This is a genomic window from Sphingobium sp. 3R8 (genome assembly GCF_020166615.1).
GTDB lineage: Bacteria > Pseudomonadota > Alphaproteobacteria > Sphingomonadales > Sphingomonadaceae > Sphingobium > Sphingobium bisphenolicum.
On record NZ_JAIQXR010000014.1, the window covers coordinates 56,842 to 82,115 of the forward strand.

Below are 25,274 nucleotides of genomic sequence, written 5' to 3' on the forward strand. Positions count from 1 at the left end.
CCATGACCTTCACGCTTCCTGTCTTATCCCTCCCCGGCTTCGACCTCGCCGCCTTCGTCGCTTCCACCTTGGCCGAAGATCTTGGCCCGGGCGGATGCGACGTCACCAGCGAGGCGGTGATTCCGGCCGATGCGGTGTTCGACGGGGTGATGGACAGCCGGGACGACGTGACGCTGGCGGGGCTGCCGGTCGCGGTCGCGTTCTTCCGCGCGCTCGACCCCGACGTCGCGATCGAATTGCTGGCGCAGGACGGCGACCGGGTGGCGGCCGGGACCGACATCATGCGGATCAGGGGCAAGGCGCGGGCGATGCTGACGGCGGAGCGGTCCGCGCTCAACACCGTCCAGCATCTGACCGGCATCGCGACGATGGCGCGGGCCTATGTCGATGCGATCGACGGGACGGGGGCGACCCTGCTCGACACGCGCAAGACCATACCGGGCCTGCGCGTGCTGGAGAAATACGCCACGCGCATGGGCGGGGCGACCAATCACCGCATGGGGCTGTGGGACGCGGCGATGATCAAGGACAATCATGTCGCGGTCGCCGGATCGGTCGAGGAAGCGGTGCGCCGCGCCGTGGCGGCCGGGGTCGCCAGCATCATCGTGGAGGTCGACCGGGTCGACCAGATCGAACCGGCGCTTAGCGCGGGCGCGACGCATCTGCTGCTCGACAATATGGATGCGGCGACGCTGCGCGGGGCGGTCGCTCTGGTGGACGGGCGCGTGCCGACCGAAGCGTCGGGCGGCGTCACGCTGGAAACGATCCGCGCAAAGGCGCAGACCGGCGTCACTTATATCAGCGTCGGGCGGCTGACCCAGTCGGCGCCGGCCGCCGACATCGGACTGGATTTCGCTTATGCTTAAGATGGTGCTGCCGTTGATCGCGCTGGCGACGCCCGGCATCGCCCTGGCGCAGGCCAATCAGTGCCGCCTGCCGGACGTCATCGCCCGGCCGCGAATCGAGGGGCCGACGGCCGAAGACCCCAAACGCGTCCTGCCGATCGGCTATTACACGCTGGCGGTCAGCTGGACCCCGCAATATTGCAAGACGTCGCGCGGGGGCGCGCGCGATGCGTTTCAGTGCCAGTCGGACAACAGCTTCGCCTTCACCCTGCATGGACTGTGGCCTGACGGCTATGGCGAGCAATGGCCGCAATATTGCAAGGCCGCCGGCATTCTGCCGCGCAAGGTGATCCGCGATCATCTCTGCGCGACACCGTCGGTCCAGCTGATCCAGCATGAATGGGTCAAGCATGGCACCTGTATGCCGACCAACCCGACTGCCTTCTTCGCCCTGTCGCGCAAGCTGTATCATGCGCTGCGCTATCCCGACATGGCGGAACTGGCGCAGCGCCCGACCCTGTCGGCGCGGGCTTTCGCAGAAGCCTTCGCGGCACGGAACAAGGGCATGGTCGCCGACGGCATTCGCCTGAACGTCACCCGCGACGGATCGCTGAGCGAGGTGTGGATCTGCATGGACCGTAAATATCGCTACATCAGTTGCCCGCCGCAGCAGGGCGGCGTCAGGGACCGGGCGCAACTGCGGATCGAACCGCCGCGCTGATCCCTGGAGCATCGTGCGGGAAAGTGGGAACCGGTTTTCCGCTAAGAACGATGCGAAAACAAAAAACTAGAGCGTGCGACTTGCGTCCGATCAAACGCAGCGCGCTCTAGAGCGATTTCCACTCAAACGGAATCGTGTGACGGTTAAGAAATCGCGTCAAACCAATAAATTAGAGCGGCCAATCCAACGCAGTCGGGTCACAGGCCGCTCTAGCCGTCGATCGTCACCGTCGCGGGATGGTGGCGGTCGAGATGCTTGCGAATGATGCGCAGATTCTTGGTGTTGGACTTGTAGAGAAAGTCGAACAGGTCGCCCGCGAAGGGGATGGCGCCGACCAGCGTATCGACGCCGACATTGGCGGCCATGCGGGTAATCTGCCATTTCGACATGCCCAGGTTGCGGGCTTCCCACACAATCCACGCGCCCATAGCCGCGGTGGCGAGGTCGCCGACGACGGGGACCAGCCCCACCAGGCTGTCGAGGCCCACCCGATATTTGGTGCCGGGGATGACGAACAGCCCCTCCAGCACCGCTTCCATCGCTTCGATCCGGCGGCGGATCGAGGCCGGGTCACGGCCGAAACCCGGTAGTTCCCGCGCTAGCCGGTCGAACTGGTCCTGCGAAATCGCCATCGTCTCTGTCTCCTCGCCCCGTTTGCGACGGGGGCCTGATCCCTATACGCACGCAACGCCCAAGCGTTCATCGCACGCATGATCCAATCCCTAATTGGTGGTGCGGAAGAGATGGTTCAATGGGTGACGCGCGCGCGCGGACGGTTGGAAGCCGGTGAGCCGCTTGGCCACCAGCGACCAGCGTACCGGCGCGCCGAGCGCAATATAGCCGTCATGCGCGACCATCTGCGCTTCGGCTTCGGCGATGCGGGCCGTGCGTTCCTCGGATGAGCTGGAGAGGCTGGCGGCCTGAAGCTGGGCGTCGGCGACGTCGCTGCAATGGATTTTGCGGGCGCAGCCGATACGGCCGAGATACCAGAGGGCGCTGTCATAGGCGGCGACTTCATCGATCAGGCGCAGGTCGGCATCCGCATTGATCGCGACGCGCTGTGCGGGCAGACCGATGGCGGCAAGGTCGCGCTGCAGCAGGCCGAACAGCAGCGTGGCGCCAGGACCGGCCGGCAGGGCGATGCGCAGCGATGGCGGTGCGCCATTGTCGGCGCGCCAGCGGGTGACGCTCGCCCCGGCCTGCGCCCGTCGTTCGTCCAGCGACAGCGCCGCCCAGGCCGGATCGGTGGGGGTGCGGCCCAGATCCATCGGATCGGGCAGGATGCGCTCGCTGGTCGCCCAGCCGCCCAGCGGGAACAGGGCGGGCAACTGGCTGCGGTCGATCGTCATGTTGATGGCGGCGCGAATCGCGGCGTCGTCCAGCAGCTTGCCCCGGCCAGTGACGGCCAGGCCGAGCAGGCCGCGCACCGGATCGACCCGCACATTGTCGCGATCGATCCCGGCCGGCACCAGCAGGGGCAGGTCGGTGAAGCGGCCGCCCAGCACCAATGCAGCATCGCGTTCGCGAAAGCGGATGATCGCCAGCGCGGCGCGTTCCGCGCGCAGGACGCGGGTCTGCCAGGGCGGAACCGGCTCGTCCGCCGCCGCGTCGTCGCCGCTGGCGCGGTCGATCGGAGTGAGCACCAGCGCATTGCCGCGCGCGGCGCGACGATAGGGGCCGGTGCCGCCGTCGCGCGACAGCACCGCCATCTGCGGCTGGGCCAGCATCTGCAGCACATAGGGGCGCGGTGCGGCCAGGCGAATCTCGATCACCTCGCCGGTCATCGGCACCACCGCCTGCACCGCGTCGAGCGGGCCGTCGGGATCGAGTCGCCGCAGCGATTCGATCCGCGCCATCAGCATCCGGGCGACATCGGGCGCGGTGACGCGCGCGCCATTGGCCCAGAAGGCGCGGCGCAGGCGAAAAATATAGCTGCGCCCGTCATCCTCTACGATCCAGCGCTGGGCCAGCGCCGGCAGGACTTCGCCGCCCGCGTCGAAGGCGACCAGTCCCTGCGCGGTCGCCTCCAGGATCAGCTTGGCGCCGGGGTCGGGCAGGGCGGCCAGCGGTTTCGCAAAATCGTCGCGATTGCCCACTACGCTCACCACGACGGGATCGTGGCCCTCATCGGAACAGCCACCCGCCAGCAGGCACAATATCGCACCGACGACCAATGACGGCTTTCTGACGGGAGGGCGGGCGCGCGTGAACATGGGACAAGGAGTAGCCTGCGATGGCCGCCCCGCCAACCGGGGATCACCGCCACAGTCATGTCATAAAAGTGACATGTCAAAGACGCGCAGTTGTCACGAAAAATTCATACGGGCTTGGCGAGACAGGAAGGGGAAATCGATGCGTCCCATATTGCGACCGGTGATGGGCCGACTGGCCGCCGGCACCGCCATCGCGCTGGCGATGGCGCCCGCGCCGCTGTGTGCGCAGGCGATCAGCGCCGCGGAAGCCGACGCGTTGCGCGCCCAGATCGCCGCGCTGAAGGCGCAGGTCGATCGGCTGGAGGCGCGGCTGGACAGCGCGCCGGCGGCGTCCGCGCCCGTTGCAGCATCGGCCGCCCCGCCTGCGCAGGTGGCGCAGGCCAGGCCGGCGAGCGACAGCGTCATCGGCTGGAAGGGCGGGCCGGTGTTCAGCAAGGGCGCCGCCAGCTTCCATGTGAAGGGCCGCATCCAATATGACGCCGGGCTGCTGATGACCCCGGACAGCATCACCGATCGCGCCAAGGGCTATTCCAACGAACTGCGCCGCCTGCGTCTGGGCGGCGAGGGGCAGTTGGGCGGTGGATTCGGCTACAAGCTGGAGCTGGAGCTGTCCGACAACAGCGTCGATCTGGTCGACACCTTCATCACCTATGAAAAGGGCAAATGGCTGGTCACGCTGGGCAATCACAACAGCTTCCAGTCGCTGGACGAACTGATCGGCGATACCGGCGGATCGGTGATGGAGCGGGCCGCCTTCACCGACGCGTTCGGCTTCGAGCGGCGGCTGGGTCTGTCGGCGCAATATCGGTCGGGCATCGTGCTGGCGCAGGCGGGTATCTTTTCCGACAGCGCGGATTCGCTGACCAACGATGCCGACGGGGCCGATGGCGGAGACGAAAATAACAGCTATGGCGTCGATGGCCGGGTCGTGCTGGCGCCCAGGTTCGGCAAGACGCAGTTGCATTTCGGCCTGTCCGGCCATTGGCGCGATTTCCAGCGGCTGGCGGAAAATCCGCAGCGTTATCGCCAGCGCGCCTATCTCCACAGCGCCAACAGCCGGTTCCTGGCGACGGCCAATATCCCGGCCGACGGAGAAAGCCATTATGGACTGGAACTGGCCGGCGAGCGCGGGCCGCTATGGTGGGCGGGCGAGGCCCACTGGCTGCGGGTTTCGCGGCCGGGGCTGGCCGATCCCACCTTCTTCGGCGGCTATGGCGAGGTCGGCTATGTCCTGACCGGCGAAACGCGCGGCTACAAGAACGGCATCTTCGGCATCGTGAAGCCCGACAGCCCGGTCGGCAGCGGCGGCTGGGGTGCGTTGCAGGCGACGGTGCGCTACGATTATCTGAGCCTCAACGACAAGGATATCGTCGGCGGCAAGCAGAACGGGATCATCGCCGCGCTGGTGTGGACGCCGGTCGAATATCTGCGTTTCAACGTCAATTACGCCCATCTGGATTATACCGACGCGGCGATCCTGGCCGGTGGCAAGAGCGATTATGGCGTGGATGTCATCGGCTGGCGCGCGGAACTGGATTTCTGACGCCCGCGGACCGGAACAGGCAGGTATCTTCCCCCGCCGCGCCCGGGTTCATCCCAGCGCCCGCGCCACCACCAGCGCATAGATGCGCGTCAGGTCATGCAGATCCTGCACCGCCACCGCCTCGTCCAGCTTGTGCATGGTCGCATTGTTCAGGCCGAATTCCACCACCGGGCAAATCCGCGACAGGAAGCGCGCGTCGGACGTGCCGCCGGTGGTCGACAACTCCGTCTCCACGCCCGTCACGTCGTGAATCGCGCCGCTGACCAGATCGCTGAACGCGCCCGGCGCGGTCAGGAAGGATTCGCCGCTGATCTTGGCTTCGACCGTGCCGCCCTCGGTCGCCGCCAGCCCCTTGATCCGCTCGATCAGCGACGCGCCGCTATGCTGGTCGTTGAAGCGGATGGAGATGCGCGCGGTCGCCGCGCCGGGGATCACATTATGCGCGACATTGCCGACCTCCAGGTCGGTGATCTCGATATTGCTGGGCTGGAACCAGTCGGTCCCCTCGTCCAGCACCTCGGCTTCGATCGCCGTCAGGATGCGCACCAGTTTCGGGATCGGATTGTCGGCCAGATGCGGATAGGCCACATGCCCCTGCGACCCGGCGACCCTGATCCACATATTGACCGACCCGCGCCGGCCGATCTTCACCACATCGCCCAGCCGCGCCGACGATGTCGGTTCGCCCACCAGGCACAGGTCCGGGCGCAGGTCGCGCGCCTGCATCCGGTCCATCAGCGCCAGCGTGCCATAGACGGCCGGCCCTTCCTCGTCCCCGGTGATGATCAGGCTGATCGTGCCGGGCAGGTCGTCTGGCAGCGCGTCCAGCGCCGCGACGAAGGCGGCGATCGATCCCTTCATGTCCACCGCGCCCCGCCCGTAGAGCAGGTCGCCGCGAATTTCCGGCGCGAACGGATCGCTGGTCCAGCCCGCGCCCGGCGGCACCACGTCCAGATGTCCGGCAAAGGCGAAATGCGGTCCCGCCCCGGTGGTGCGCCAGGCCAGCAGATTTTCCACCGGCCCGTCGGGCGCTTCGCCCACGGTGAACCGATCCACGGTAAAGCCGCGCGGGACCAGCATCGCCTCCAATGCGGCGAAGACTTCGCCGGTGGCGGGGGTTACGGACGGGCAGGCCAGCAGGCGCCGGGCCAGTGCCACCACATCGTCATTGGTGCTGGTCATGCTCATCCTGCCGCGTTAGCGAAAGCCATGCGGGTTGGCCAGCTTTTGGGGGCCAGCCCCAAGAGGACAGGCCACAGGAGGACCGGCCATGCCACGGATCGACCTGGACAGCATCGCGCAGACGAACAGCACCGGCTATCCCGCCGGCCATGCGGCTATCGTCGACGGGCGATGGGTGCGACGGCTCGGCCCCGCCCACGGCCTCAGCGATTTCGGCGTCAGCCATGTGGTGCTGAAACCCGGCGCGGCGTCGTCCCAGCGCCACTGGCATGAGGATGAGGACGAGTTCGTGCTGATGCTGGCGGGAGAGGCCGTGCTGGTGGAGGAGGGCAAGCGCACGCCGATGACGGCCGGCGACATGGCGGCTTTTCCGAAAGGCGATCCGAACGGCCATCATCTGGTCAATGAAAGCGCGGCCGATTGCGTGTTCGTCGCGTTCGGCCGGGTGCCGACGGGGGATTGCCATTATCCCGATATCGATCTTCTCTGGTCGGGCGGGGCCTACCGCCACAAGGATGGGAGCAGCTATTGACGATGCGGATGGACCGGCGCGGCGCGCTGACCGGAATGGGCGCGATGCTCGCGGCGATGAGTATATCGGCGCGCGCCGCGCCTGCTCCCCTGGTGAAGCCGCCGCGGCTGCGCGCGGGCGACACGGTGGGCCTGATCGAGCCGGCGGGGTTCAGCGACGACGCGTTCGACCTCGATCTGGTCAAGGAAACGATTGTCGCCATGGGACTGAAGCCCAAGGCCGCGCCGCATCTCGCCGGGCGCTACGGCTATCTGGCCGGGACCGATGCGGATCGGGCGGCGGACGTCAACGCGATGTTCGTCGACCCGCAGGTCCGGGCGGTCTTCGCGGTGCGCGGCGGCTGGGGCTGCGCGCGCATCCTGCCTCGGCTCGATTTCGCGACGATCCGTAAAAATCCCAAACTGCTGGTCGGCTTTTCGGACATCACCGCGCTCCATCTGGCCTTCGCCGCCAAAGCGGGCTTCACCACCATCCACGGCCCCAATGCCGCGAGCAGCTGGGGAGCGTTTAGCTGGGACGCCTTCCGCGCGGTCGCCTTCGACGCGGCGACGCCGACCTTTTCCACCCCGGTCGGGCATGACGATCGGCTGGCGCAGCGCACGGGGCGCATCCGCACCTTCCGCCCCGGCGTGGCGCGCGGGCGGCTGCTGGGCGGCAACCTCACCGTGCTGGCGGCGCTGATGGGCACGGCTTATCTGCCCGATTTCACCGGCGCGATCCTGTTCATCGAGGATGTGAGCGAACAGCCCTATCGCATCGACCGGATGCTGACCCAGCTATCGCTGGCGGGGATATTGGGCAAGCTGGCGGGCGTGGCCTTCGGCCAATGCACCGACTGCGGGCCGGGCGGCGCCAGCTATGGCGGCTTCACCCTGTCGGAGGTGCTGCAACAGCATCTGGAGCCGCTCGGCATCCCCGCCTTTCAGGGCGGCCAGTTCGGTCACGTCGCCAACCAATATAGCCTGCCGCTGGGTGTGGCCGCGGAAATGGACGCGGAAGCGGGGACGATCAGGCTGCTGGAGGCGGCGGTCAGTTAGGCGGTCTGAAAATCCTCCCCAGGCCTTTGGCGCAGAGGACCAGGGCTGCCTATGGTTTCACGCCATCCAGCCCCGCCACGGTCCCGCTCCCCGCCGGTTCGCCCGCCATCCCCGCCGCGACCTTCTCCGCCGCCGCCATCACGCGCAGCACATTTTCGCCCGCCAGCTTGGCGATATCCTTGTCGCTCCAGCCCCGGCGCATCAGTTCGGCCAGCAACGCCGGATAGGTCTGCACCCCGCCCAGTCCCTGCGGCAGCGCGCCAACGCCGTCGAAATCGCTGCCGATGCCGACATGGTCGACGCCGGCCACTTTGGCGATATGGTCGATATGGTCGGCGACCTGCGCCAATGTCACCACCGGCTCGGGATTGGCCTTCTCCCATGCCGCCAGCGCCGTCTTCGCGCCTTCGGGATCGCCGATATAGAGGCCGCCAAAGGGCGGTGCATTATAGCGTGCGACTTCCGCACTGCGGGCCGCGCTCCAGATACGGCGCGCTTCCGACACATATTGCGGCGCATAATTGACCATCACCACGCCGCCATTGGCGGCCACCTGCGTCAGCACCGCATCCGACACGTTGCGCGGCGTGTTGCAGATCGCCCGCGCGCTGGAGTGGGAGAAGATCACCGGCGCCTTGCTGACCCGCAGCGCGTCCAGCATCGTGCCCTCGCTGACATGGCTCAGATCCACCAGCATCCCCAGCCGGTTCAGCTCATGCACCACCGCCTCGCCGAACGGGGTGAGCCCGTCATGCTGCGGATTGTCGGTCGCGCTGTCGGCCCAGGCGATCGTGCGGGCGTGGGTCAGCGTCAGATAGGATGCGCCAAGCTGGCGATAGCTGCGCAGCACGGCCAGGCTGCCGTCGATCTGGCCGCCGCCCTCCACGCCCAGCAGCGATGCGACCCGCCCCGCCTTGTGCGCGGCGCGTAGCTCCGCCGCCGTGGTGACGAAGGCGAAGTCGCTGGGGTAACGGCGCGCAAAACTATGGGCCAGGTCGATCTGCTCCAGCGTGTCCTTGACCTGCTGCAGTTCGGGCAGGTCGGCCGACACCCAGACCGACCAGAATTGCCCGCCCACGCCGCCCGCGCGCAGCCGTTCGATATCGGTATGGAAGGTCGCCGGGTCCAGCCGGTCGAGCGCCATCGTCCAGCGTCCTTCCTTGGCCTTGTCGGCCAGCGCTTCGGGCCAGTCGTTATGGCCGTCGATCAGGGGGGTGGCCTTCAGCACCTTGGCGACCCGATCCGCATAGGGATCGGCGGCGGCGTGGACGGCGGGGGCGGCGAGGAGGAGCGGCAGCAGGGCCAGGGACAGGCTTTTCATGGGGCGGCAAGCTAGGGCCGCGCCGTCGCAAGTCAATCTCCCGCCGGATGCCATAATCGATCCAGAGGGCTTTCCCCTTCCGCCCCGTCTGCTACTCCTTGGCCAGAATGATGATCGATCCGCTCGTCCTGCTGCAGGCCTATTCCATCGGCGTCTTTCCCATGGCCGACGACCGCGATGCGGACGAGGTCTATTGGGTCGAACCCAAGCGGCGCGCGATTCTGCCGCTCGACGGTTTCCACCTGTCGCATTCGCTCTCCAAGACGATCCGCAGGGACCATTTCCGGGTCAGCGCGAACCGCGCCTTTGCGCAGATATTGGCGCTGTGCGCGCAGGCCGCGCCAGATCGCCCCTCGACCTGGATCAACCATCAGATCGAAGCCGCCTATCGCCACCTGCACGAAGCCGGCTTCGCCCATTCGATCGAGATATGGGAGGGCGACGAACTGGTGGGCGGCCTCTATGGCGTCGCGATCGGTCGCGCCTTTTTCGGCGAATCCATGGTGTCGCGCCGGACCGATGCGTCGAAAGTGGCGCTGGCCTGGCTGGTCGCGCGGCTCCGCGTCGGCGGCTTCACTCTGCTCGACTGCCAGTTCATGACCGATCATCTGCGCACGATGGGCGCCGTCGAAATCAGCCAGCGCGACTATCTTCAGTTGCTGGGCGCGGCGGCCGGCGGCGTGGCGCTGGGGGCCGGGGCGGGCGCATTGTCGCGCGGTTCGGGCGTGGCGGCCGAACGGGCGTTTGCGCCGCTCGCGGGCGATGCCGTCACGGGCTCGCCCTTGGCGCCCAGCTTCACCGTCTCCGGCCCGGTTTCGGGCCAGGCCATTGCACAGCTTCTGACCCAGACGTCATAGATCGGGTGCTGCACGACATTGCGGTCGGGCCGTTCGCGGAACAGCCAGCCGGAAAAATTGCGCCGCCATTTGCCGTCGGCGCTGCTGCGCACGTCCAGTTGGATGAAGGCGCCGGTTTCTTGCACATTTTCCCAGGGCGCGCTGGTTTCGCACGCCTGTAGCCGCACGATCGCGTCGCCCACGCGCAGCGCTTCGCCCGGCTTCATCGTCAGGTCGCGGGTCAGGCCGTTGCGCTTGTTGAGCAGGCCGACGACGGCGGTGCGTTCCGCCATCGGCGTGGTGCCGGGCAGGGCGGTGCCGGCGACCGACCGGATCGGCGATCCTTCCACCTTGACCGGGCCGGTCTGGTTGCCCGCAGGCACGTCATTCTTGCCGCACGCGGCCAGGGCCAGCGCGCAGGACAGCAGAGGCGCGTACAACAGGATCGGCGGGACGCCCCCCGCCGGACGCCGGCTCATGCCGCGTCGGGGCTCCACGCCTCATAATCGCCGGTCGCCTTCTGGCGCTGGCCGCCCTTTTCGAGCGCGCCCGACGGGCGATAGGCGTGGGCGGTGCCAGTGGCGTTGGGGGTCGATTCCAGTTCCCAGATGCGCGGCGGCGGCAGGAAGCTTTCGGGCGCACCCTCGATCGAATGATGCAGCCAGCCATGCCATTCGGCGGGCACGCGGCTCGCGTCGTTGACGCCATTATAGATGACCCAGCGGCGCGTCAGGCCATTGGGGTCGATGCCGCCCTGATAATAGACATTGCCCTGATGGTCTTCACCGACCTTGCTGCCCTTGCGGGAGGTGAAGAGAGCGGTGCCGATGGTCGCGCCATCCCACCAGGTGAAGATCTTGCCGAGGATTCCCATGGGCCAAGCGCTTAGCCGCTGCGACGGGCGCGGGCAAGGAGGATATGGCGCTATCGGGGCGCGGCCGGACAGAAATTGCGGTCGGTCGTGACCTTGCCGCCCGGCACCGCGCAACCGCCCCAGTTCACGCGGTCGCCTTCCGCGATGCCCAGCTCCGCCGCGCGCCCGCCGCGCAGTTCCAGCACGGCGGCGACGGGAATGCCGGCGGACACCGGGATGCGCGAATACGGTTCGGCGTTGCTCTTCAGGAAAGCGATCGTCCCGTCGGTATGGATGAACAGCATGTCGAGCGGGATCAGCGTATCCTTCATCCAGAAGCTCGCGGTGCGCGGCGGGTCCATCGGGAACAGCATCCCTCCGTCAGCGGCGAGTTCCTTGCGGAACATCAGCCCCTTTTCCTGCTCCTGCGGCGTGGCGGCGACCTCGACGTCGAACCGATGCCCGCCCTTGGCGGTCGAGATGACGACCGGCAGCGCGGCGGTGACGGCCTGCGCCTGCGCGCTATTGTCGGCAGCGGGCTTGGGGCTGGAGCAGGCGGCCAGCAGGCCGAGGACGAGAAGGGCGGGGAGGCGGATCATGCCCCCTGCCTAATGCGATTCGCGGCCGTTGGGGAGGGTATTAACCGTCAATGTGCTGGGGGAGGGGAGTAGCTGCAAGCGACCAAAAGAGGTCGCTTCTGTTTACCGATTTGGCCGTCGCTTTTGACGCCGAGTTCGCTTGTCATTATCGCCCCGACAACCAACGGATCGGTTGAGTTTTAGTCCCAAACAGACGACAGAAGATGTTCTGGACAGCTTGTGCTGCAATCATCGATAGCCAAAATGATGCGATGATGGAAAGGCCAACTGCGACATAAGTGGCCGTTTTGCTGAAGTCGCCGGTTAAGCGGCCTACAATCAGGCTAATACCCGTTGGGCCGAGAAGCAACGGTATCCGCACCGCCAAGATCGGAACAACCCAACCTGTCCGTGGTCTGCCCGGTAGGCTTGCCAGATAGCCGCCGATCAACCCACTTCCAAGCAAACCAACTATCCAAAGGACGCCAGCACGAATTGCGATGGTCTCTGTCGTCAAATCTGTCACGCTTCCCCCACAGGGAGGGGTTACCTAATTGAACGTCTTCAATCCAGCACCATCGTCCTTAACCTGACAGTCCGCTTCCCACCCCTTTTTGCCATTCAAAGATAAGCCGATATCGTCACGTCTCCGCGTTCTCCGCGCGATAAAAATCTAATCGTGCGGAGAACGCGGAGATTAAGCGGAAAGAGGCCTCCGGTCGTTTTCGCGCTGTTGAGAGGGCATGAAAACTGCGGCGACCTTCCAACCCAAAATCCCTCTTCCAATGTAGGATTTCATCTGATTTATCCTTGTCGATGGAACCGCACCCCACCGCCAATCCGCCCGCGCCCTGCGCGCCCATCGCGACCGACCCCGTCCGCTGGACGCCCGACAGGCAGCGCCGCTTCCTCACCAGCCTGCTCGCCACCGGCAATGTGACGCAGGCGGCCCGCGCCGTCGGCATGTCGCCCGCCAGCGCGCATCGCCTGCGCCGCCGCCTGGCCGGTACGCCGTTCGACCAGACCTGGGCCAATGCCCTGGCGCTCCATGCGCAAAGCCTGGCGGATCCCTTCGGCGCTGATCCCACCCGACCCGTGACCCGACAGCCGCGTGGCTGATGCGCGGGCGGCGCGCGATCCTGACCCAATAGGGACGCGACTATGACCCAAGGGGCGCGTCGCTATGGCCTCACCGGCGCTTGACCGACGCTTCGTCCTGTCTTTCGCGCGCGAAATCATGCCATCAACGGTGTGAACTTCGCGCCCATGACCCGGTTGTGACCCCGATCTATTCCTCTTCCGCCGCCATCGGCTCCCCTGGCGGGGCATCGACCCAGCGCCGTGCGACGGCATAATCATGACCCGCGCGCAGGAAAGCCGCGATCGCCTTCTCCCGCTGCTTGGGGTCAAGCGGCCCGGTCGCATAAGGGCCGACCCGCTTGCGCCGGGCGAAGCGGTCCGCCGCCGCCCAGGCTTCGGACGCGATCTGCGCATCGGCCTGTTCGCGATCCTCCTCGCCGATCCCCGCCGCGCGCAGTTCCTCGCCGATGCGCCGCGCGCCATAGCCGCGCCGAGCCAGCGCCCCGCTCTTCATCACGGCATAGCCGGCATCGTCGATATAGCCCAGTTCCCCGAAGCGGTCGGCCAGCCCTTCCGGGTCAGCGGGCTGTTCGCCGCCCCAGCCGCGCTCCTTGATCTTGCGCTTGAGATAGGCGAGCAGCTTGCCCCGGCTGGTGGCGAAGCGGGCGACATGGCGCAGCGCCATGTCGCGCAACGCGCTTTCGTCGAGCGGTGGAGGGAGGCGTTTGCCGGTCATCATGATGCAACATGCGACATGCGCCATCTTTATGCCACAGTCGGGCCGGAATTTCACCGCGCCTTGTCGGCTATGAGTGCGTGCTGGAATGCAATATCCGGTGCATGTCGCAGTCAAAGATGATAGCGGCCGCGCCTTCACGATTTTTATGACATTGGGTGAAACCAATATGACGGGTTCGCAAGAGATGATGGCACCGACGCCGACCACCGATGATCTGCCGCGCCGCTTCTCCGATTTCGGGACGCTGGGCGAAGCGCTGGACTATGCGGCGCAGGGCAAACGCGGCCTCAATTTCCACGATGCGCGGGGCAATCTTGCGCGGCCCTATCCGTTCAGCGAATTGCGCGCCGACGCGCTTGCCTGCGCCCACCGCCTGATCGCCCATGGCGTGAAGCCGCAGGACCGCGTCGCCCTGGTCGCCGAAACCGGCGCCGATTTCGCCCTGCTCTTCTTCGGCATCGTCTATGCCGGCGCCTGGCCGGTGCCGCTGCCGCTGCCGACCAGCTTCGGCGGCAAGGAAAGCTATATCGACCAGCTCAACGTCCAGCTTTCCAGCTGCGACCCGATGCTGTTCCTCTTCCCCAAGGAACTGGAAGAGATGGCCGGCGAATCCGGCCGGCAGAAATCGGTCGAAAGCATCGCCTTCGAGGATTTCATCGCCCGCGACGCGTCGCCCGTCGACCTGCCGCAGGCGCGCACCGACGAGATCGCCTATCTTCAATATAGCAGCGGCTCGACCCGCTTCCCCCATGGCGTCGCGGTGACGCATCATGCGCTCCTGTCCAACCTGTCGGCGCACAGCCACGGGATGCAGGTGCAGGACAGCGATCGCTGCATCAGTTGGCTGCCCTGGTATCATGACATGGGCCTGGTCGGCTGCTTCCTGTCGGTCGTCGCCAACCAGGTGTCGACCGACTATATGAAGACCGAGGATTTCGCCCGCCGTCCGCTGGCCTGGCTCGACCTCATCAGCCGCAATGAAGGCACCTCGATCAGCTATTCGCCGACCTTCGGCTATGACATTTGCGCCCGCCGCATCTCCAGCCAGACCAAGGCGGAGGACCGGTTCGACCTGTCCCGCTGGCGGCTTGCCGGGAATGGCGCGGACATGATTCGCCCCGACGTGATGCAGAGCTTCGTCGATGCCTTCGCCGATGCGGGGTTCAGCCCCAAGGCCTTCCTGCCCAGCTATGGCCTCGCCGAAGCGACGCTGGCCGTGACCATCATGCCGCCGGGCGAGGGGATCATCGTCGAACTGGTCGAGGAAACCGACCTGTCGGGCGGCGACGCGACAGAGGGGCGTCCCCAGCGCTTCCGCTCGATCGTCAATTGCGGCAAGCCGGCCAAAGACATGATCGTGGAAATCCGCGACGAGGATGGCGGCCTGCTGCGCGAGCGCCAGATCGGCAAGGTCTGGACCACCGGCCCCAGCCTGATGGTCGGCTATTTCCGCGACGAAGCCGCGACCAAGGCGTGCATGGCGGATGGCTGGCTCGACACCGGCGACATGGGCTATCTGAGCGACGGCTATCTCTACATCGTCGGCCGCGCCAAGGACATGATCATCATCAACGGCAAGAATCACTGGCCGCAGGATATCGAATGGGCGGTCGAGCAACTGCCCGGCTTCAAGCAGGGCGACATCGCCGCCTTCGCCATCACCACGCCGGGCGGCGAGGAAGCGCCCGCGGTGCTGGTCCATTGCCGCACGTCGGACAATGAAGAACGGTCGCGCCTGCGCGACCAGATCCGCGAGCGGGTCCGCGCCATCACCGGCATGAACTGCGTCGTGGAACTGGTGCCGCCACGCACCCTGCCGCGCACCAGTTCGGGCAAACTCAGCCGGTCGAAGGCGCGCAACCTCTATCTGACCGGCGAAATCCGGCCCTATGATATCGCCGCCTGACACTCGGCTCGATCGCGATATCCTCTCGGCCAAGGTTACCGATTGATAACCCATGACTGCTAACCCGGTCATGTGGGTAGCAAGCAGGACCAAGCCGTAGAACCGGACCGCCAGGCGCGCGCGTCGCTGCGCGCCATGGCGGGCCTTTCGCCCGTGAAGGACGAAGCGGGCCTGCGCGTGCTGGAGGCCCAGCTGCGATCCGCCGACAGCGTGGCCATCCTGCGTCATGGCATGAATATCTGCGGCCTGCTGTTTCTGTGGGAGGTCTTTTCTCATTGCTGCTCGCCGGTTCTGCTGGGCGGGTGGAGCGCGGCGCTGATCGCCGCGACGACCATCGCCCTGCTGCTCGACCGGCAACGGGGGCGCGCGAAGAATATCGGCCTGTCGCCATCCGATCTGCGGCGGCATGGGCTGGGAGGATTGTTGCAGGGGCTGGTCTGGGCTGCCTGCATGGTGCTGGTGTCGCGATCCGGCCAGACTGCTGAACTGGTGGCGCTCTGGACCCTCATCAGCTGCATCATGGTCTGCGGCGCGATCAGCTATGCGGCGACCCCGCTGTCCGCCACGGCCTATTTGCTACCCTGTATCCTGGGTCTTTTCGCCATGTTCGACCAAGGCGGCCAGATGCCGTTGCGGGCGCTGGCGACCAGCTACGCCCTGTCGCTGCTGGCTGGCTGTTTCATCTATGCCCGCACCTTTGCGCGGCAGCACAGCACGACCGCGCAACTGGCCGAAAAGAGCGAAGTCGTCAGCCTGCTGCTGCGGGAGTTCGAGGGAGGGGGATCGGACTGGCTGTGGCAGACCGACGCGCTGCGGCGGATCAGTGGCGTGTCCGGCCGTTTCGCCGAAACGATGGGGATGCAGCCGGCGGAGCTGGAGGGAGCGCCGCTGGTGCAAATGCTGGCGGGCAGCGGTTGGGACGACGGCCGGTTCGCAGCCGGCCTGCACAGCCTGGCCGACTATTTGAAGCGGCGCGAGAGTTTCAGCAATCTGCTCCTGCCGGTCGAGGTCAAGGGCCAATGGCGCTGGTGGGAGCTGTCGGCTTCGCCTCGCCACGATGAAAACGGCATTTTCCAAGGGTTCCGCGGGGTCGGGTCGGACGTGACGGCGCAGCGCGAATCGGCCGACAAGATCGCGCAGCTCGCCCGTTTCGATCCGCTCACCGGCCTGCCCAACCGCAGCCATCTGCGCGAGGTGCTGGACCAGTCGATGGACGCGGCGAAAGGCCGCTCGCCCGGCTGCGGTTTCCTGATGATCGATCTCGACCGCTTCAAGTCTATCAACGACACGCTGGGCCATCAGATCGGCGACAAGCTGTTGAGCCAAGTGGCGCGGCGGCTGCGCCAGGTCTGCGCGACCGACATATTCTGCGGCCGGATCGGCGGCGACGAATTCGCCGTCATCATGCCGGATGTCGCCGATAGCGCGGCCATCCCCCGCCTGTCGTCGGCGATCATCGGGGCGCTTTCCGCCCCCTACCAGATCGACCAGCATATGCTCTATGTCGGCGCATCGGTCGGATCGGCTTTGTCGCCGATGGATGGCCGCGCGTCCGAAGCCTTGATCCGCAGCGCCGACCTCGCCCTCTATCGCGCCAAGGATGAGGGCGGCGGTGTGCATTGCGCCTATGAGCCGCGACTCCACGCGCAGGCGGAGGAGCGGCGGCAGCTGGAACTGGCGTTGCGCGAGGCGCTGGAAAAGGATCAGTTGCACGTTCTCTATCAGCCCGTAGTCGATGCCGACCAGGGCGTGGTGCTGGGGTTCGAGGCGCTGGTGCGCTGGACCCATCCACAACTGGGCGTCATATCGCCGGTCAAGTTCGTACCGGTGGCGGAGGAAGCGCGGCTGATCGCGCCGATCGGCGAATGGGTGTTGCGCACCGCCTGTATGGAGGCGGTGACCTGGCCGGACGATATCCGGATCGCCGTCAATGTCTCGGCCGAGCAGCTGACCCATCCCAGCTTCGTCGCCGCGGTCGTGACCGCGCTGGCGCAGAGCGGGCTCGACGCGCGCCGGCTGGAGCTGGAGGTCACCGAAAGCGTGTTCATGAACGAGGATGCGGGCGCGCTCAAGGTGCTGGACCAGTTGCTCAGCCTGGGTATCCAGCTCTCGCTCGACGATTTCGGCACCGGCTATTCCTCATTGGGCTATCTCAGCCGTACCCGGTTCAACACGATCAAGATCGATCGCAGCTTCGTCGTTGGCGCGTCCAAGAATACCGCCGAAAGCCTGGCCATCATCCGGGCCGTGGTGACGCTGGCCGAAAGCCTGGGCATGAGCACCACGGCCGAGGGCGTGGAGACCGAGGCCGAATTGCAGATGGTCCGGCGGCTGGGCTGCAAGAAGGTGCAGGGCTATTATTTCGGTCGGCCGATGCTGCCCCAGGACGCGGCGCGCCTGTTTCCGAAACCCCAGCGGGCCGCCATCGGCTGACGCCGCTCTAGCCGGCCTGCAATTGCCGCTCGACCATCGTCCACAGCGAGGCGAAGGCCTGTGCCGGCGGCGAAGTCGGGGCGAAAGCGCCTAGCGGCTTGCGGCGCACCGTCATCTGCTCGATCGTGCTGGCCATCGGAATGGCGGGCCAGCCCGACTGGCTGTCCAGCGCCGCGCGATGCAGGCTGCGGCGGCGATCGACCATCGAATAGACCGGCAGGATCGGCGCATGGTTGCCGCCGCGCTGGACCAGGTAGCGGGCGACCTCGCCCATCGCCCGCTGCGACAGGGGGGACGGGATGACGGGGATGACGATCAGGTCGGCGGCGCGCAGCACCTGCTCGCTGGTCTCGGTCAGGCCGGGCGGGCAATCGAGGATGATCCGGTCATAGTCGCGCCCCAGGCTCTCGATCAGCTTGGCCAGCCGCTTCTTCTTGTCCATTTCGCGGAACAGATGGTCGAGGCTGCGCAAGGAGGTGTCGGCGGCGATCAGGTCCAGTCCCGGCACGGTCGACGGCTGGATCAGCTTGCGGACGTCCACATCCTTGCTGAAGATCGCCTGCGCCGCGTCGCGGCTTTCCGTGTCGGTGGAGAGCAACCAGCTCGACGCGGCCTGCGGGTCGAGATCCCAGAGGAGGGTGCGCCGCTTGGAGATGCAGGCCGATGCCCAGGCCAGGTTGATCGCGAAGGTGGTCTTACCCACGCCGCCCTTCAGACTGTAGACGGCGATGGTCGCCAATGTCGGTTCCTTTGCCATGAGGAGAGAAGCTACGGCTTCCCGCCATCAAAGCAAGCGCTCAGATCATGGCTTTGTTACGCGCCTGTGACGTGGCGACATGAGACAGGGAGTTGGACAATTATATCGCATTTTCAGAACATAGATCGTTTCGGATATGCAATGATAGAGTGTTTAGATTTTTATAGAATTTCCAATACCTTATCCTGCGGCCGGCAGAAGCGAACGCCCTTCTCGGTCTCGACGAAGGGGCGATTCACATAAGCCGGATTTGACGCCATTGCGTCCAGGATCGCACTGGCGTCCAAGGTAGGCAGGCCGCGTTCCTCTGCGTCGGTGCCCATCTTGCGGATCGCCTCCGCCGGGGTCAATCCGGCGTCGGCGATGATCTGCGCCAGCTTGTCGCGGGTGAACGGGGTTTTCAGATACTCGATCACCTCGACCTCGACGCCCGGCGTCTCTTCGAGGATCGCCAGCGTCTTGCGCGACGTGCCGCATTTGGGGTTGTGCCAGATGGTCGCCTTCACGCGTCGCCCTCCCGCGCCAACCATTCCTCCAGCCATTTGATCGTGTAGTTGCCGTTGAGGAAATCGGGATCGCGCAGCAGCGCCTGATGCAGCGGGATGGTGGTCTTCATCCCTTCGATCACATATTCCTCCAGCGCCCGCTTCAACCGCATGATCGCGCCCTCGCGGGTGCGGCCATAGACGATCAGCTTGCCGATCATGGAGTCATAGTAGGGCGGCACCTTATAGCCCTGATACAGGCCGCTATCGACGCGGACATGCATGCCACCCGGCACGTGATAGCTGGTCACGGTGCCCGGCGACGGCGCGAAGGTCTTTGGGTCTTCGGCGTTGATGCGGCATTCGATGGCATGGCCGGTGAAGCGCAGTTCGTCCTGCGTGACCGACAGCGGCTTGCCTTCGGCGATGCGGATCTGTTCGCGGACCAGATCCATGCCGGTGATCATTTCGGTCACCGGATGTTCGACCTGAAGCCGGGTGTTCATTTCGATGAAGTAGAATTCCCCATCTTCCCACAGAAATTCGATCGTGCCCGCGCCGCGATAGCCCATATCGGCCATCGCCTTGGCGCAGACGCCGCCGATGCGGTCGCGATCGGCCTGGCTCAGAATCGGGGAGGGGGCTTCTTCCAGCACCTTCTGGTGACGCCGCTGGAGCGAACAATCGCGCTCGCCCAGATGGATGGCGTTGCCATTGCCGTCGCCGAACACCTGGATTTCGATATGGCGCGGATTGCCGAGATATTTTTCGAGATAGACGGTCGCGTCGCCAAAGGCGGCCTTCGCTTCCGACCCGGCCTGCTGCATCAGCGTTTCCAGCTCGTCGGGCGAATTGCACACCTTCATGCCGCGACCGCCGCCGCCGGACGCGGCCTTGATGATGACCGGATAGCCGGCCTTTTCCGCGATCGCCTTGGCTTCCTCCAGGTCGCTGATCGCGCCGTCGGAGCCGGGGACGAGCGGCAGGCCCAGCGCGCCGGCGGTGCGCTTGGCTTCGATCTTGTCGCCCATGGTGCGGATATGTTCGGGCTTCGGCCCCACGAAGGCGATGCCGTGCGCTTCGACGATTTCGGCGAACTTGGCGTTTTCCGACAGGAAGCCATAGCCCGGATGGATCGCATCCGCGCCGCTGATCTCGGCTGCGGAAATGATCGCCGCGACGTTCAGATAGCTGTCCTTGGCCGCGGGCGGCCCGATGCAGATCGCTTCGTCGGCCAGCCGCACATGCATGGCGTCGGCGTCGGCGGTCGAGTGGACCGCCACCGTCTTGATGCCCATTTCATGGCAGGCGCGGTGGATGCGCAGCGCGATTTCGCCGCGGTTGGCGATCAGCAGCTTTTCAATGGCCATGGGTCCGACGGCCTTATTCAATGACGATCAGCGGCTGGTCGAATTCGACCGGCTGGCCATTGTCGACCAGCACGGCCTTGACCGTACCGGACACGGGTGCGGCGATCGCGTTCATGACCTTCATCGCTTCGACGATCAGGATCGTCTCACCGGCGGCGACCTGCGCGCCGATGCGGGCGAAGGGGGCGGAGCCGGGTTCGGCGGAGAGATAGGCGGTGCCCACGATCGGGGATTTGACCAGCGTGCCGGCGGGCAGTGAAGCCTCGGCCGGCGCGGCGGCGGGCGCCGGAGCAGCGGCTGCCACAGGGGCCGCGGCGGCGGGCGCAGGCGCGGCGGCATAGACCGGCGCGGTGCTGGCGGCGGCCTTGCGCGCGACGCGGATCTTGCGGTCGCCGTCCTCGACCTCGATCTCGGTCAGATTGGTGTCATCGAGCAGCGCGGCCAGATCGCGCACCAGCTGTACGTCTACCTGCATTGCGCCCTTTTCTTGTTTTTCGGTCATGTTGAAGTCCCTGGCCGGTGAATATCGTTTCTGGTGCCCGCGCCTATGCGCATTTACGGCAAAGCGCAACTTTTGTACGCCCAAACGCGCCCCTTCACAGTTCCAGCGCGGCTTCCAGCGCCAGCATGTAGGACATGGGGCCAAAGCCGGCGATCGTCCCCTTGGCCGCCATGCCGACATAGCTTTTGTGGCGGAAGGCTTCGCGTTGATGCGGGTTGGACAGGTGGATTTCGATCACCGGCACGGTCACGGCCTTGATCGCGTCATGCAGCGCGACCGACGTGTGCGTGAGGCCGCCGGGATTCATGATGATCGCGTGGGCGCCTTCCGCATGGGCTTCCTGCACCCAGTCGATCAGATGGCCTTCATGGTTGGACTGGCGAAAATCGATTTCGACATGGGCGCGCGTAGCGGCGTCGTCCATCCGCTCGGCAATGTCGTCCAGCGTGTCATAGCCGTAGATTTCCGGCTCGCGGGTGCCCAGCATGTTCAGATTGGGTCCGTTCAGCACATAGATTTTACGCATGTCGGCCATGGCGATCCCCTTGCATGTTGCGACCGGGGCAAGGCCGCCCCTATATGCGGCACGATCCTTAGCCCTTCATGTCTCGCTTAGTCGAGACATCTTCGCATGTTCGGGAAAGCTATAGTGAGCACAGACGGCACCATCTCCATCCACATCAATGGCGAACATCGCCGCATCCGCGACGGCCTGACGCTCGCGCAACTGGCGAGCGAACTGGGCTTCGTGCCCGAAAAGGTCGCGGTGGAGCGCAATCTGGAGGTCGTGCCGCGATCGACCCTGGCGCAGGTCATGGTCGAGGATGGCGACGAACTGGAGATCGTCCATTTCGTGGGCGGCGGCGATCATCCTGTCGCCGGCAACGGCGGGGCGGTATCCGCCGCCGACGATAGCTGGACCGTGGCGGGCAAGACCTTCCGGTCGCGCCTGATCGTGGGGACCGGCAAATATAAGAGCTTCGAACAGAATGCGGCCGCGCTGGCCGCTTCGGGCGCGGAGATCGTCACCGTGGCGGTGCGCCGCGTCAATGTCAGCGATCCCAAGGCGCCGATGCTGACCGACTATATCGATCCCAAGAAGATCACCTACCTGCCCAATACCGCGGGCTGCTTCACCGGGGAGGATGCGATCCGCACCCTGCGGCTGGCGCGCGAGGCGGGCGGCTGGGACCTGGTGAAGCTGGAAGTGCTGGGGGAAGCGCGCACGCTCTATCCCGACATGGTCGAAACGCTGCGGGCAACCGAGATATTGGCCAAGGAAGGCTTCAAGCCGATGGTCTATTGCGTCGATGATCCGATCGCGGCCAAGCGGCTGGAGGATGTCGGCGCGGTCGCGATCATGCCGCTGGGCGCGCCGATCGGATCGGGCCTGGGCATCCAGAACCGGGTGACGATCCGCCTGATCGTGGAAGGGACCAAGCTGCCGGTGCTGGTCGATGCGGGCGTGGGCACCGCGTCGGAAGCGGCGCAGGCGATGGAACTGGGCTGTACCGGCGTATTGATGAACACCGCCATTGCCGAGGCCAAAGACCCGGTGCTGATGGCCGCCGCGATGAAGGCGGGGGTCGAGGCCGGGCGCATGGCGTATCGCGCCGGGCGCATGGGCAGGCGGATGTATGCCGATCCGTCCAGCCCGCTGGCGGGGTTGATCTAGCGTTTATTCCGTGTGTTCCCGCGAAGGCGGGAATCCAGTTCTGCCGTCTGGCCTGGGTTCCCGCCTTAGCGGGAACACGCGGCGCTTTTGCAGGACCGCTCTAAGGCCCGGAATTCGCACGCAGGTCCAGCCGGCTCGCCCGGTCGAAAATCGCCAGCACCAGCGGATCGGACTCCGCTGCGCGCATCGCGACCTGAAATTCGACCGGGGGCATGGCGGGCGCATCGGGCACCGGCACCAGCCGCCCGCTTGCGATGGGTTGGCGCACCATCGGATGGGGAAAGATGCCGATCCCGCCGCCTTCCAGCACGATGTCGATCATCGTGCGGACATTGTTGCACAGGTTGAGCGGGCAATCGGCCAGGTCCGACGCGGCGATCGCCTCCTTCATGATGCGATAGAGCGGCGACAGGTTGGTCAGCGACCAGATCGGCGTCCCGGCCGCATCCATGGTGCGCACCGTCGACGGACTGGCCAGCCAGAGCAGGTCGACGCTGCCGATCGGCGCGGTGCGCAGCATCGGATGGGCGATCCGGCCGGCGGCAAAGGCGATGTCGGTGCGGCCGGAGGCGAGTTGCTGGATCAGGTCGACCGTCAGCGCAATGTCCACCTCCAGCGACACGTGGGGCAGGTCATGGCCCAGTTGCGCGACGAAGCCGGGCAGGCAACTGGCCGCAGCAATCTCGCCCGCGCCGATTCGGATGATCCCGGTCGCGCCCGATATGTCGCTACACCCCATCAGCACCCCCTGGAAGCGCGCCCAGAGCGGTTCGCTTTCGCGCACCAGCTCGCGCCCGGCCGGGGTCAGCGCCATGGCTCGCCCCTCCCGCCGGAACAGGGCGGTGCCCAGATGACTTTCCAGTTCGCGCACGCGCGCCGAAATGGCGGGCTGGGTCGTGTTGAGCCGCGCCGCCGCCGCTGCGAAGGTGCCCAGCCGGGCGATCCAGAGCAAGGTTTCAAGATGGTAGAAGGCGATGCGATTGATAGACATTGCTTATGCTTAACTGAAAAAACAAATCATTGGTATTGATTGGTCGCGCTGCCTAAGAACGGTGTGAACTTTCAAAACAGGAAGGATGCCGATGGCCAGGAAGCTTTACCCCGATGCCGCTGCGGCGCTGGAAGGATTGCTGTTCGACGGGATGCATCTGTGCGCGGGCGGCTTTGGCCTGTGCGGTATTCCTGAACGGCTGATCGACGCGATCCGCGATTCGGGGGTCAAGGATCTGACCATCGCCTCCAACAATGCCGGGATCGACGGCGAGGGACTGGGCAAGCTGCTGCGCACGCGCCAGGTCAAGAAGATGATCTCCTCCTATGTCGGCGAGAACAAGGAGTTCGAACGGCAATATCTGGCTGGCGAACTGGAAGTCGAATTCTGCCCACAGGGCACGCTGGCCGAACGCTGCCGTGCGGGCGGGGCGGGCATTCCGGGCTTCTACACCAAGACCGGCGTCGGCACGCAGGTGGCCGAGGGCAAGGAAGTGAAGAGCTTCGACGGCCAGGATTATATCCTGGAGCGCGGTATCTTCGCCGACGTCGCGGTCATCAAGGGCTGGAAGGCCGACGAGAGCGGCAACCTGATCTTCCGCAAGACCGCGCGCAACTTCAACCAGCCGATGGCGACCGCGGCGAAGATTTGCATCGCCGAAGTCGAGGAAGTGGTGCCGACCGGCAGCCTGGATCCCGACGCGATCCATCTGCCCGGCATCTATGTGAAGCGCATGATCGTGGGTGCGCCCTATGACAAGAAGATCGAATTCCGGACGGTGCGGACGCGGGAAGCGGCCTGATGTCGGTGACGATGCGCATGGCGCCGGCGCTGCTGCTGGCGCCGCTGGCCGCCTGCGCGACCGTAGCGCCTACGCCTGTTGCCGCGCCGGCCGCCAATCCGCCGGCCGGGATGCAGTATCTCTACGGGTCGGGCGAGGGCGCGGCGCTTTCGGTGCAGGCCTGGAACGCGCTGCTGGCCTATGTATCGGCCAAGGTGAAGGCGCGCCCGGCCGACAGCGTCGTGCTGGCGGAGGGCGCGCGCCTCGCCGCGCCGCGCTTCGTACCCTGTGGCGACAAGCCGTTCGCCGCGGTGTTCGACGTGGACGAAACGGTGATGCTCAACACCGGTTATGAATATCATGACGCGAAGACCGGCCGGGGCTTCGACGCTGCCGCCTGGGACGCATGGGAGAAGACGGGCGAGGGTGCGGTCGGGCCGGTGCCGGGCGCCGACCATGGGCTGGCCGCGCTGCGTGGCTTGGGCGTTACCGTCATCTTCAATACCAACCGGTCGGCCGCCAATGCTGATTCGACCGCGCGCGCGATCAAGGCCGCAGGGCTGGGCGATGCGGTGCATGGCCAGACGCTGTATCTAAGCGGCGACGATGCGATGGGATCGCGCAAGGATGGCCGCCGGGCGACGATCGCGGCGCGCTATTGCGTCATCGCCATGGGCGGCGACCAGTTGGGCGACTTTTCCGATCTGTTCAACGCCGCGCAACCCGTATCCGCGCGCCGCGACGCGACGCTGCAACCGCTGGTCGCGGGTCTGTGGGGCAATGGCTGGTTCGTAATGCCCAACCCCGTCTATGGCAGCGGCCTAAAGGGCGGGTTCGACGACATATTTCCGATGGACAAAAGGTGGGCGCCGCCCGCCATAGGGGAGAAATAAT

26 protein-coding genes and 1 pseudogene are annotated in these 25,274 nt (G+C 65.9%); 12 read left to right on the forward strand and 15 right to left on the reverse strand.

Annotated features, from left to right (window positions below; all coding sequences use genetic code 11):
• Window positions 1-2 precede the first annotated feature (2 nt).
• The gene (nadC, locus tag K9B33_RS14225; protein ID WP_224549680.1) at window positions 3-866 is read left to right on the forward strand and encodes a carboxylating nicotinate-nucleotide diphosphorylase; all 864 of its coding nucleotides are present in this window, start codon (window positions 3-5) and stop codon (window positions 864-866) included.
• Complete coding sequence (locus K9B33_RS14230; RefSeq protein WP_224549682.1) at window positions 859-1,566, forward strand: ribonuclease T2 family protein; 708 nt, start codon at window positions 859-861, stop codon at window positions 1,564-1,566. Before nadC ends, K9B33_RS14230 begins: the two co-directional genes overlap by 8 nt.
• Window positions 1,567-1,775: 209 nt before the next feature.
• Here the strand turns inward: K9B33_RS14230 and K9B33_RS14235 are convergent, their stop codons facing one another.
• The gene (locus tag K9B33_RS14235) at window positions 1,776-2,198 is read right to left on the reverse strand and encodes a DUF4112 domain-containing protein (RefSeq protein WP_224549683.1); all 423 of its coding nucleotides are present in this window, start codon (window positions 2,196-2,198) and stop codon (window positions 1,776-1,778) included.
• A gap of 90 nt (window positions 2,199-2,288) precedes the next feature.
• Entirely contained in the window at window positions 2,289-3,779 is a 1,491-nt protein-coding gene (locus K9B33_RS14240; protein ID WP_224549685.1) for an ABC transporter substrate-binding protein, read from the reverse strand.
• Window positions 3,780-3,918: 139 nt separating this feature from the next.
• Between K9B33_RS14240 and K9B33_RS14245 the strand changes: the two genes are divergently transcribed.
• The gene (locus K9B33_RS14245) at window positions 3,919-5,322 is read left to right on the forward strand and encodes an OprO/OprP family phosphate-selective porin (RefSeq protein WP_224549687.1); all 1,404 of its coding nucleotides are present in this window, start codon (window positions 3,919-3,921) and stop codon (window positions 5,320-5,322) included.
• A gap of 48 nt (window positions 5,323-5,370) precedes the next feature.
• Here K9B33_RS14245 and dapE read toward each other — a convergent pair whose 3' ends face one another.
• Window positions 5,371-6,510: a succinyl-diaminopimelate desuccinylase gene (gene dapE / locus K9B33_RS14250; protein ID WP_224549688.1), complete on the reverse strand. Its 1,140-nt coding sequence runs from the start codon at window positions 6,508-6,510 to the stop codon at window positions 5,371-5,373.
• Window positions 6,511-6,592: 82 nt separating this feature from the next.
• Between dapE and K9B33_RS14255 the strand changes: the two genes are divergently transcribed.
• A complete protein-coding gene (locus K9B33_RS14255; RefSeq protein WP_224549689.1) occupies window positions 6,593-7,036 on the forward strand; it encodes a cupin domain-containing protein in 444 nt (147 codons plus the stop codon).
• 2 nt (window positions 7,037-7,038) lie between these two features.
• Entirely contained in the window at window positions 7,039-8,073 is a 1,035-nt protein-coding gene (locus K9B33_RS14260) for an LD-carboxypeptidase (protein WP_224549760.1), read from the forward strand.
• 49 nt (window positions 8,074-8,122) lie between these two features.
• Here K9B33_RS14260 and K9B33_RS14265 read toward each other — a convergent pair whose 3' ends face one another.
• The gene (locus tag K9B33_RS14265; RefSeq protein WP_224549690.1) at window positions 8,123-9,394 is read right to left on the reverse strand and encodes a dipeptidase; all 1,272 of its coding nucleotides are present in this window, start codon (window positions 9,392-9,394) and stop codon (window positions 8,123-8,125) included.
• A gap of 107 nt (window positions 9,395-9,501) precedes the next feature.
• Here K9B33_RS14265 and aat point away from each other — a divergent pair, with 107 nt between their 5' ends.
• Window positions 9,502-10,251, forward strand: coding sequence for a leucyl/phenylalanyl-tRNA--protein transferase (aat, locus tag K9B33_RS14270; RefSeq protein WP_224549691.1), 750 nt, complete (start codon window positions 9,502-9,504; stop codon window positions 10,249-10,251).
• A gap of 35 nt (window positions 10,252-10,286) precedes the next feature.
• Here the strand turns inward: aat and K9B33_RS23170 are convergent.
• The 4 genes and pseudogenes from K9B33_RS23170 to K9B33_RS14290 form a co-directional block, all read right to left on the reverse strand.
• Window positions 10,287-10,709 (reverse strand): annotated as a pseudogene (locus K9B33_RS23170) (DUF2155 domain-containing protein); the annotation flags it as partial.
• A complete protein-coding gene (locus tag K9B33_RS14280) occupies window positions 10,706-11,104 on the reverse strand; it encodes an NADH:ubiquinone oxidoreductase subunit NDUFA12 (RefSeq protein ID WP_224549692.1) in 399 nt (132 codons plus the stop codon). The gene K9B33_RS14280 and the pseudogene K9B33_RS23170, both read right to left, overlap by 4 nt.
• Before the next feature lie 50 nt (window positions 11,105-11,154).
• Entirely contained in the window at window positions 11,155-11,682 is a 528-nt protein-coding gene (locus tag K9B33_RS14285) for a DUF192 domain-containing protein (RefSeq protein ID WP_224549693.1), read from the reverse strand.
• Window positions 11,683-11,827: 145 nt separating this feature from the next.
• Entirely contained in the window at window positions 11,828-12,187 is a 360-nt protein-coding gene (locus K9B33_RS14290; protein ID WP_224549694.1) for a hypothetical protein, read from the reverse strand.
• Between the two features lie 290 nt (window positions 12,188-12,477).
• Between K9B33_RS14290 and K9B33_RS14295 the strand changes: the two genes are divergently transcribed.
• Window positions 12,478-12,780, forward strand: coding sequence for a LysR family transcriptional regulator (locus K9B33_RS14295; RefSeq protein WP_224549762.1), 303 nt, complete (start codon window positions 12,478-12,480; stop codon window positions 12,778-12,780).
• Window positions 12,781-12,949: 169 nt separating this feature from the next.
• Here K9B33_RS14295 and K9B33_RS14300 read toward each other — a convergent pair whose 3' ends face one another.
• Complete coding sequence (locus K9B33_RS14300) at window positions 12,950-13,477, reverse strand: regulatory protein RecX (RefSeq protein WP_224549763.1); 528 nt, start codon at window positions 13,475-13,477, stop codon at window positions 12,950-12,952.
• 148 nt (window positions 13,478-13,625) lie between these two features.
• Here K9B33_RS14300 and K9B33_RS14305 point away from each other — a divergent pair, with 148 nt between their 5' ends.
• Together K9B33_RS14305 and K9B33_RS14310 are read left to right on the forward strand one after the other, a co-directional pair.
• On the forward strand, window positions 13,626-15,386 hold the full coding sequence (locus K9B33_RS14305; RefSeq protein ID WP_224549695.1) for a fatty acyl-AMP ligase: 1,761 nt from the start codon (window positions 13,626-13,628) through the stop codon (window positions 15,384-15,386).
• A gap of 135 nt (window positions 15,387-15,521) precedes the next feature.
• Entirely contained in the window at window positions 15,522-17,819 is a 2,298-nt protein-coding gene (locus K9B33_RS14310; RefSeq protein WP_263499591.1) for a putative bifunctional diguanylate cyclase/phosphodiesterase, read from the forward strand.
• A 7-nt stretch (window positions 17,820-17,826) separates the two neighbouring features.
• On the opposite strand, the gene K9B33_RS14315 is transcribed toward K9B33_RS14310, so the two are convergent.
• From K9B33_RS14315 to aroQ, 5 genes are all read right to left on the reverse strand, one after another.
• Window positions 17,827-18,576: a ParA family protein gene (locus K9B33_RS14315; protein WP_224549697.1), complete on the reverse strand. Its 750-nt coding sequence runs from the start codon at window positions 18,574-18,576 to the stop codon at window positions 17,827-17,829.
• A 161-nt stretch (window positions 18,577-18,737) separates the two neighbouring features.
• Window positions 18,738-19,082: an arsenate reductase family protein gene (locus K9B33_RS14320; protein WP_224549699.1), complete on the reverse strand. Its 345-nt coding sequence runs from the start codon at window positions 19,080-19,082 to the stop codon at window positions 18,738-18,740.
• Window positions 19,079-20,431, reverse strand: coding sequence for an acetyl-CoA carboxylase biotin carboxylase subunit (accC, locus tag K9B33_RS14325; RefSeq protein ID WP_224549701.1), 1,353 nt, complete (start codon window positions 20,429-20,431; stop codon window positions 19,079-19,081). Before accC ends, K9B33_RS14320 begins: the two co-directional genes overlap by 4 nt.
• A gap of 13 nt (window positions 20,432-20,444) precedes the next feature.
• Window positions 20,445-20,933, reverse strand: coding sequence for an acetyl-CoA carboxylase biotin carboxyl carrier protein (gene accB, locus K9B33_RS14330; protein WP_224549703.1), 489 nt, complete (start codon window positions 20,931-20,933; stop codon window positions 20,445-20,447).
• Between the two features lie 94 nt (window positions 20,934-21,027).
• The gene (gene aroQ / locus K9B33_RS14335) at window positions 21,028-21,468 is read right to left on the reverse strand and encodes a type II 3-dehydroquinate dehydratase (RefSeq protein ID WP_224549705.1); all 441 of its coding nucleotides are present in this window, start codon (window positions 21,466-21,468) and stop codon (window positions 21,028-21,030) included.
• Window positions 21,469-21,582: 114 nt separating this feature from the next.
• On the opposite strand from aroQ, the gene thiS reads away from it, so the two are divergent.
• Entirely contained in the window at window positions 21,583-22,608 is a 1,026-nt protein-coding gene (gene thiS / locus K9B33_RS14340) for a sulfur carrier protein ThiS (RefSeq protein WP_224549707.1), read from the forward strand.
• A gap of 100 nt (window positions 22,609-22,708) precedes the next feature.
• Here the strand turns inward: thiS and K9B33_RS14345 are convergent, their stop codons facing one another.
• On the reverse strand, window positions 22,709-23,599 hold the full coding sequence (locus K9B33_RS14345; RefSeq protein WP_224549709.1) for a LysR family transcriptional regulator: 891 nt from the start codon (window positions 23,597-23,599) through the stop codon (window positions 22,709-22,711).
• Window positions 23,600-23,690: 91 nt separating this feature from the next.
• Between K9B33_RS14345 and K9B33_RS14350 the strand changes: the two genes are divergently transcribed.
• Both K9B33_RS14350 and K9B33_RS14355 read left to right on the forward strand, forming a co-directional pair.
• Window positions 23,691-24,401 carry a CoA transferase subunit A gene (locus K9B33_RS14350; RefSeq protein ID WP_224549710.1) on the forward strand — a complete coding sequence of 237 codons (711 nt, stop codon included), beginning with the start codon at window positions 23,691-23,693 and terminating at the stop codon, window positions 24,399-24,401.
• A complete protein-coding gene (locus K9B33_RS14355; protein WP_224549711.1) occupies window positions 24,401-25,273 on the forward strand; it encodes an HAD family acid phosphatase in 873 nt (290 codons plus the stop codon). The genes K9B33_RS14350 and K9B33_RS14355 overlap by 1 nt, the downstream gene beginning before the upstream one ends.
• The last annotated feature ends 1 nt before the right edge of the window (window position 25,274 follow it).

Excerpts from the sequence above, each read along its gene's own strand:
- nadC (WP_224549680.1), top strand. The coding sequence starts at position 3 with ATGACCTTCACGCTTCCTGTCTTATCCCTCCCCGGCTTCGACCTCGCC.
- K9B33_RS14230 (WP_224549682.1), top strand. The coding sequence starts at position 859 with ATGCTTAAGATGGTGCTGCCGTTGATCGCGCTGGCGACGCCCGGCATC.
- K9B33_RS14235 (WP_224549683.1), bottom strand. The coding sequence starts at position 2,198 with ATGGCGATTTCGCAGGACCAGTTCGACCGGCTAGCGCGGGAACTACCG.
- K9B33_RS14240 (WP_224549685.1), bottom strand. The coding sequence starts at position 3,779 with ATGTTCACGCGCGCCCGCCCTCCCGTCAGAAAGCCGTCATTGGTCGTC.
- K9B33_RS14245 (WP_224549687.1), top strand. The coding sequence starts at position 3,919 with ATGCGTCCCATATTGCGACCGGTGATGGGCCGACTGGCCGCCGGCACC.
- dapE (WP_224549688.1), bottom strand. The coding sequence starts at position 6,510 with ATGAGCATGACCAGCACCAATGACGATGTGGTGGCACTGGCCCGGCGC.
- K9B33_RS14255 (WP_224549689.1), top strand. The coding sequence starts at position 6,593 with ATGCCACGGATCGACCTGGACAGCATCGCGCAGACGAACAGCACCGGC.
- K9B33_RS14260 (WP_224549760.1), top strand. The coding sequence starts at position 7,039 with ATGCGGATGGACCGGCGCGGCGCGCTGACCGGAATGGGCGCGATGCTC.
- K9B33_RS14265 (WP_224549690.1), bottom strand. The coding sequence starts at position 9,394 with ATGAAAAGCCTGTCCCTGGCCCTGCTGCCGCTCCTCCTCGCCGCCCCC.
- aat (WP_224549691.1), top strand. The coding sequence starts at position 9,502 with ATGATGATCGATCCGCTCGTCCTGCTGCAGGCCTATTCCATCGGCGTC.
- K9B33_RS14280 (WP_224549692.1), bottom strand. The coding sequence starts at position 11,104 with ATGGGAATCCTCGGCAAGATCTTCACCTGGTGGGATGGCGCGACCATC.
- K9B33_RS14285 (WP_224549693.1), bottom strand. The coding sequence starts at position 11,682 with ATGATCCGCCTCCCCGCCCTTCTCGTCCTCGGCCTGCTGGCCGCCTGC.
- K9B33_RS14295 (WP_224549762.1), top strand. The coding sequence starts at position 12,478 with ATGGAACCGCACCCCACCGCCAATCCGCCCGCGCCCTGCGCGCCCATC.
- K9B33_RS14300 (WP_224549763.1), bottom strand. The coding sequence starts at position 13,477 with ATGACCGGCAAACGCCTCCCTCCACCGCTCGACGAAAGCGCGTTGCGC.
- K9B33_RS14305 (WP_224549695.1), top strand. The coding sequence starts at position 13,626 with ATGACATTGGGTGAAACCAATATGACGGGTTCGCAAGAGATGATGGCA.
- K9B33_RS14310 (WP_263499591.1), top strand. The coding sequence starts at position 15,522 with ATGGCGGGCCTTTCGCCCGTGAAGGACGAAGCGGGCCTGCGCGTGCTG.
- K9B33_RS14315 (WP_224549697.1), bottom strand. The coding sequence starts at position 18,576 with ATGGCAAAGGAACCGACATTGGCGACCATCGCCGTCTACAGTCTGAAG.
- accC (WP_224549701.1), bottom strand. The coding sequence starts at position 20,431 with ATGGCCATTGAAAAGCTGCTGATCGCCAACCGCGGCGAAATCGCGCTG.
- accB (WP_224549703.1), bottom strand. The coding sequence starts at position 20,933 with ATGACCGAAAAACAAGAAAAGGGCGCAATGCAGGTAGACGTACAGCTG.
- aroQ (WP_224549705.1), bottom strand. The coding sequence starts at position 21,468 with ATGGCCGACATGCGTAAAATCTATGTGCTGAACGGACCCAATCTGAAC.
- K9B33_RS14345 (WP_224549709.1), bottom strand. The coding sequence starts at position 23,599 with ATGTCTATCAATCGCATCGCCTTCTACCATCTTGAAACCTTGCTCTGG.
- K9B33_RS14350 (WP_224549710.1), top strand. The coding sequence starts at position 23,691 with ATGGCCAGGAAGCTTTACCCCGATGCCGCTGCGGCGCTGGAAGGATTG.
- K9B33_RS14355 (WP_224549711.1), top strand. The coding sequence starts at position 24,401 with ATGTCGGTGACGATGCGCATGGCGCCGGCGCTGCTGCTGGCGCCGCTG.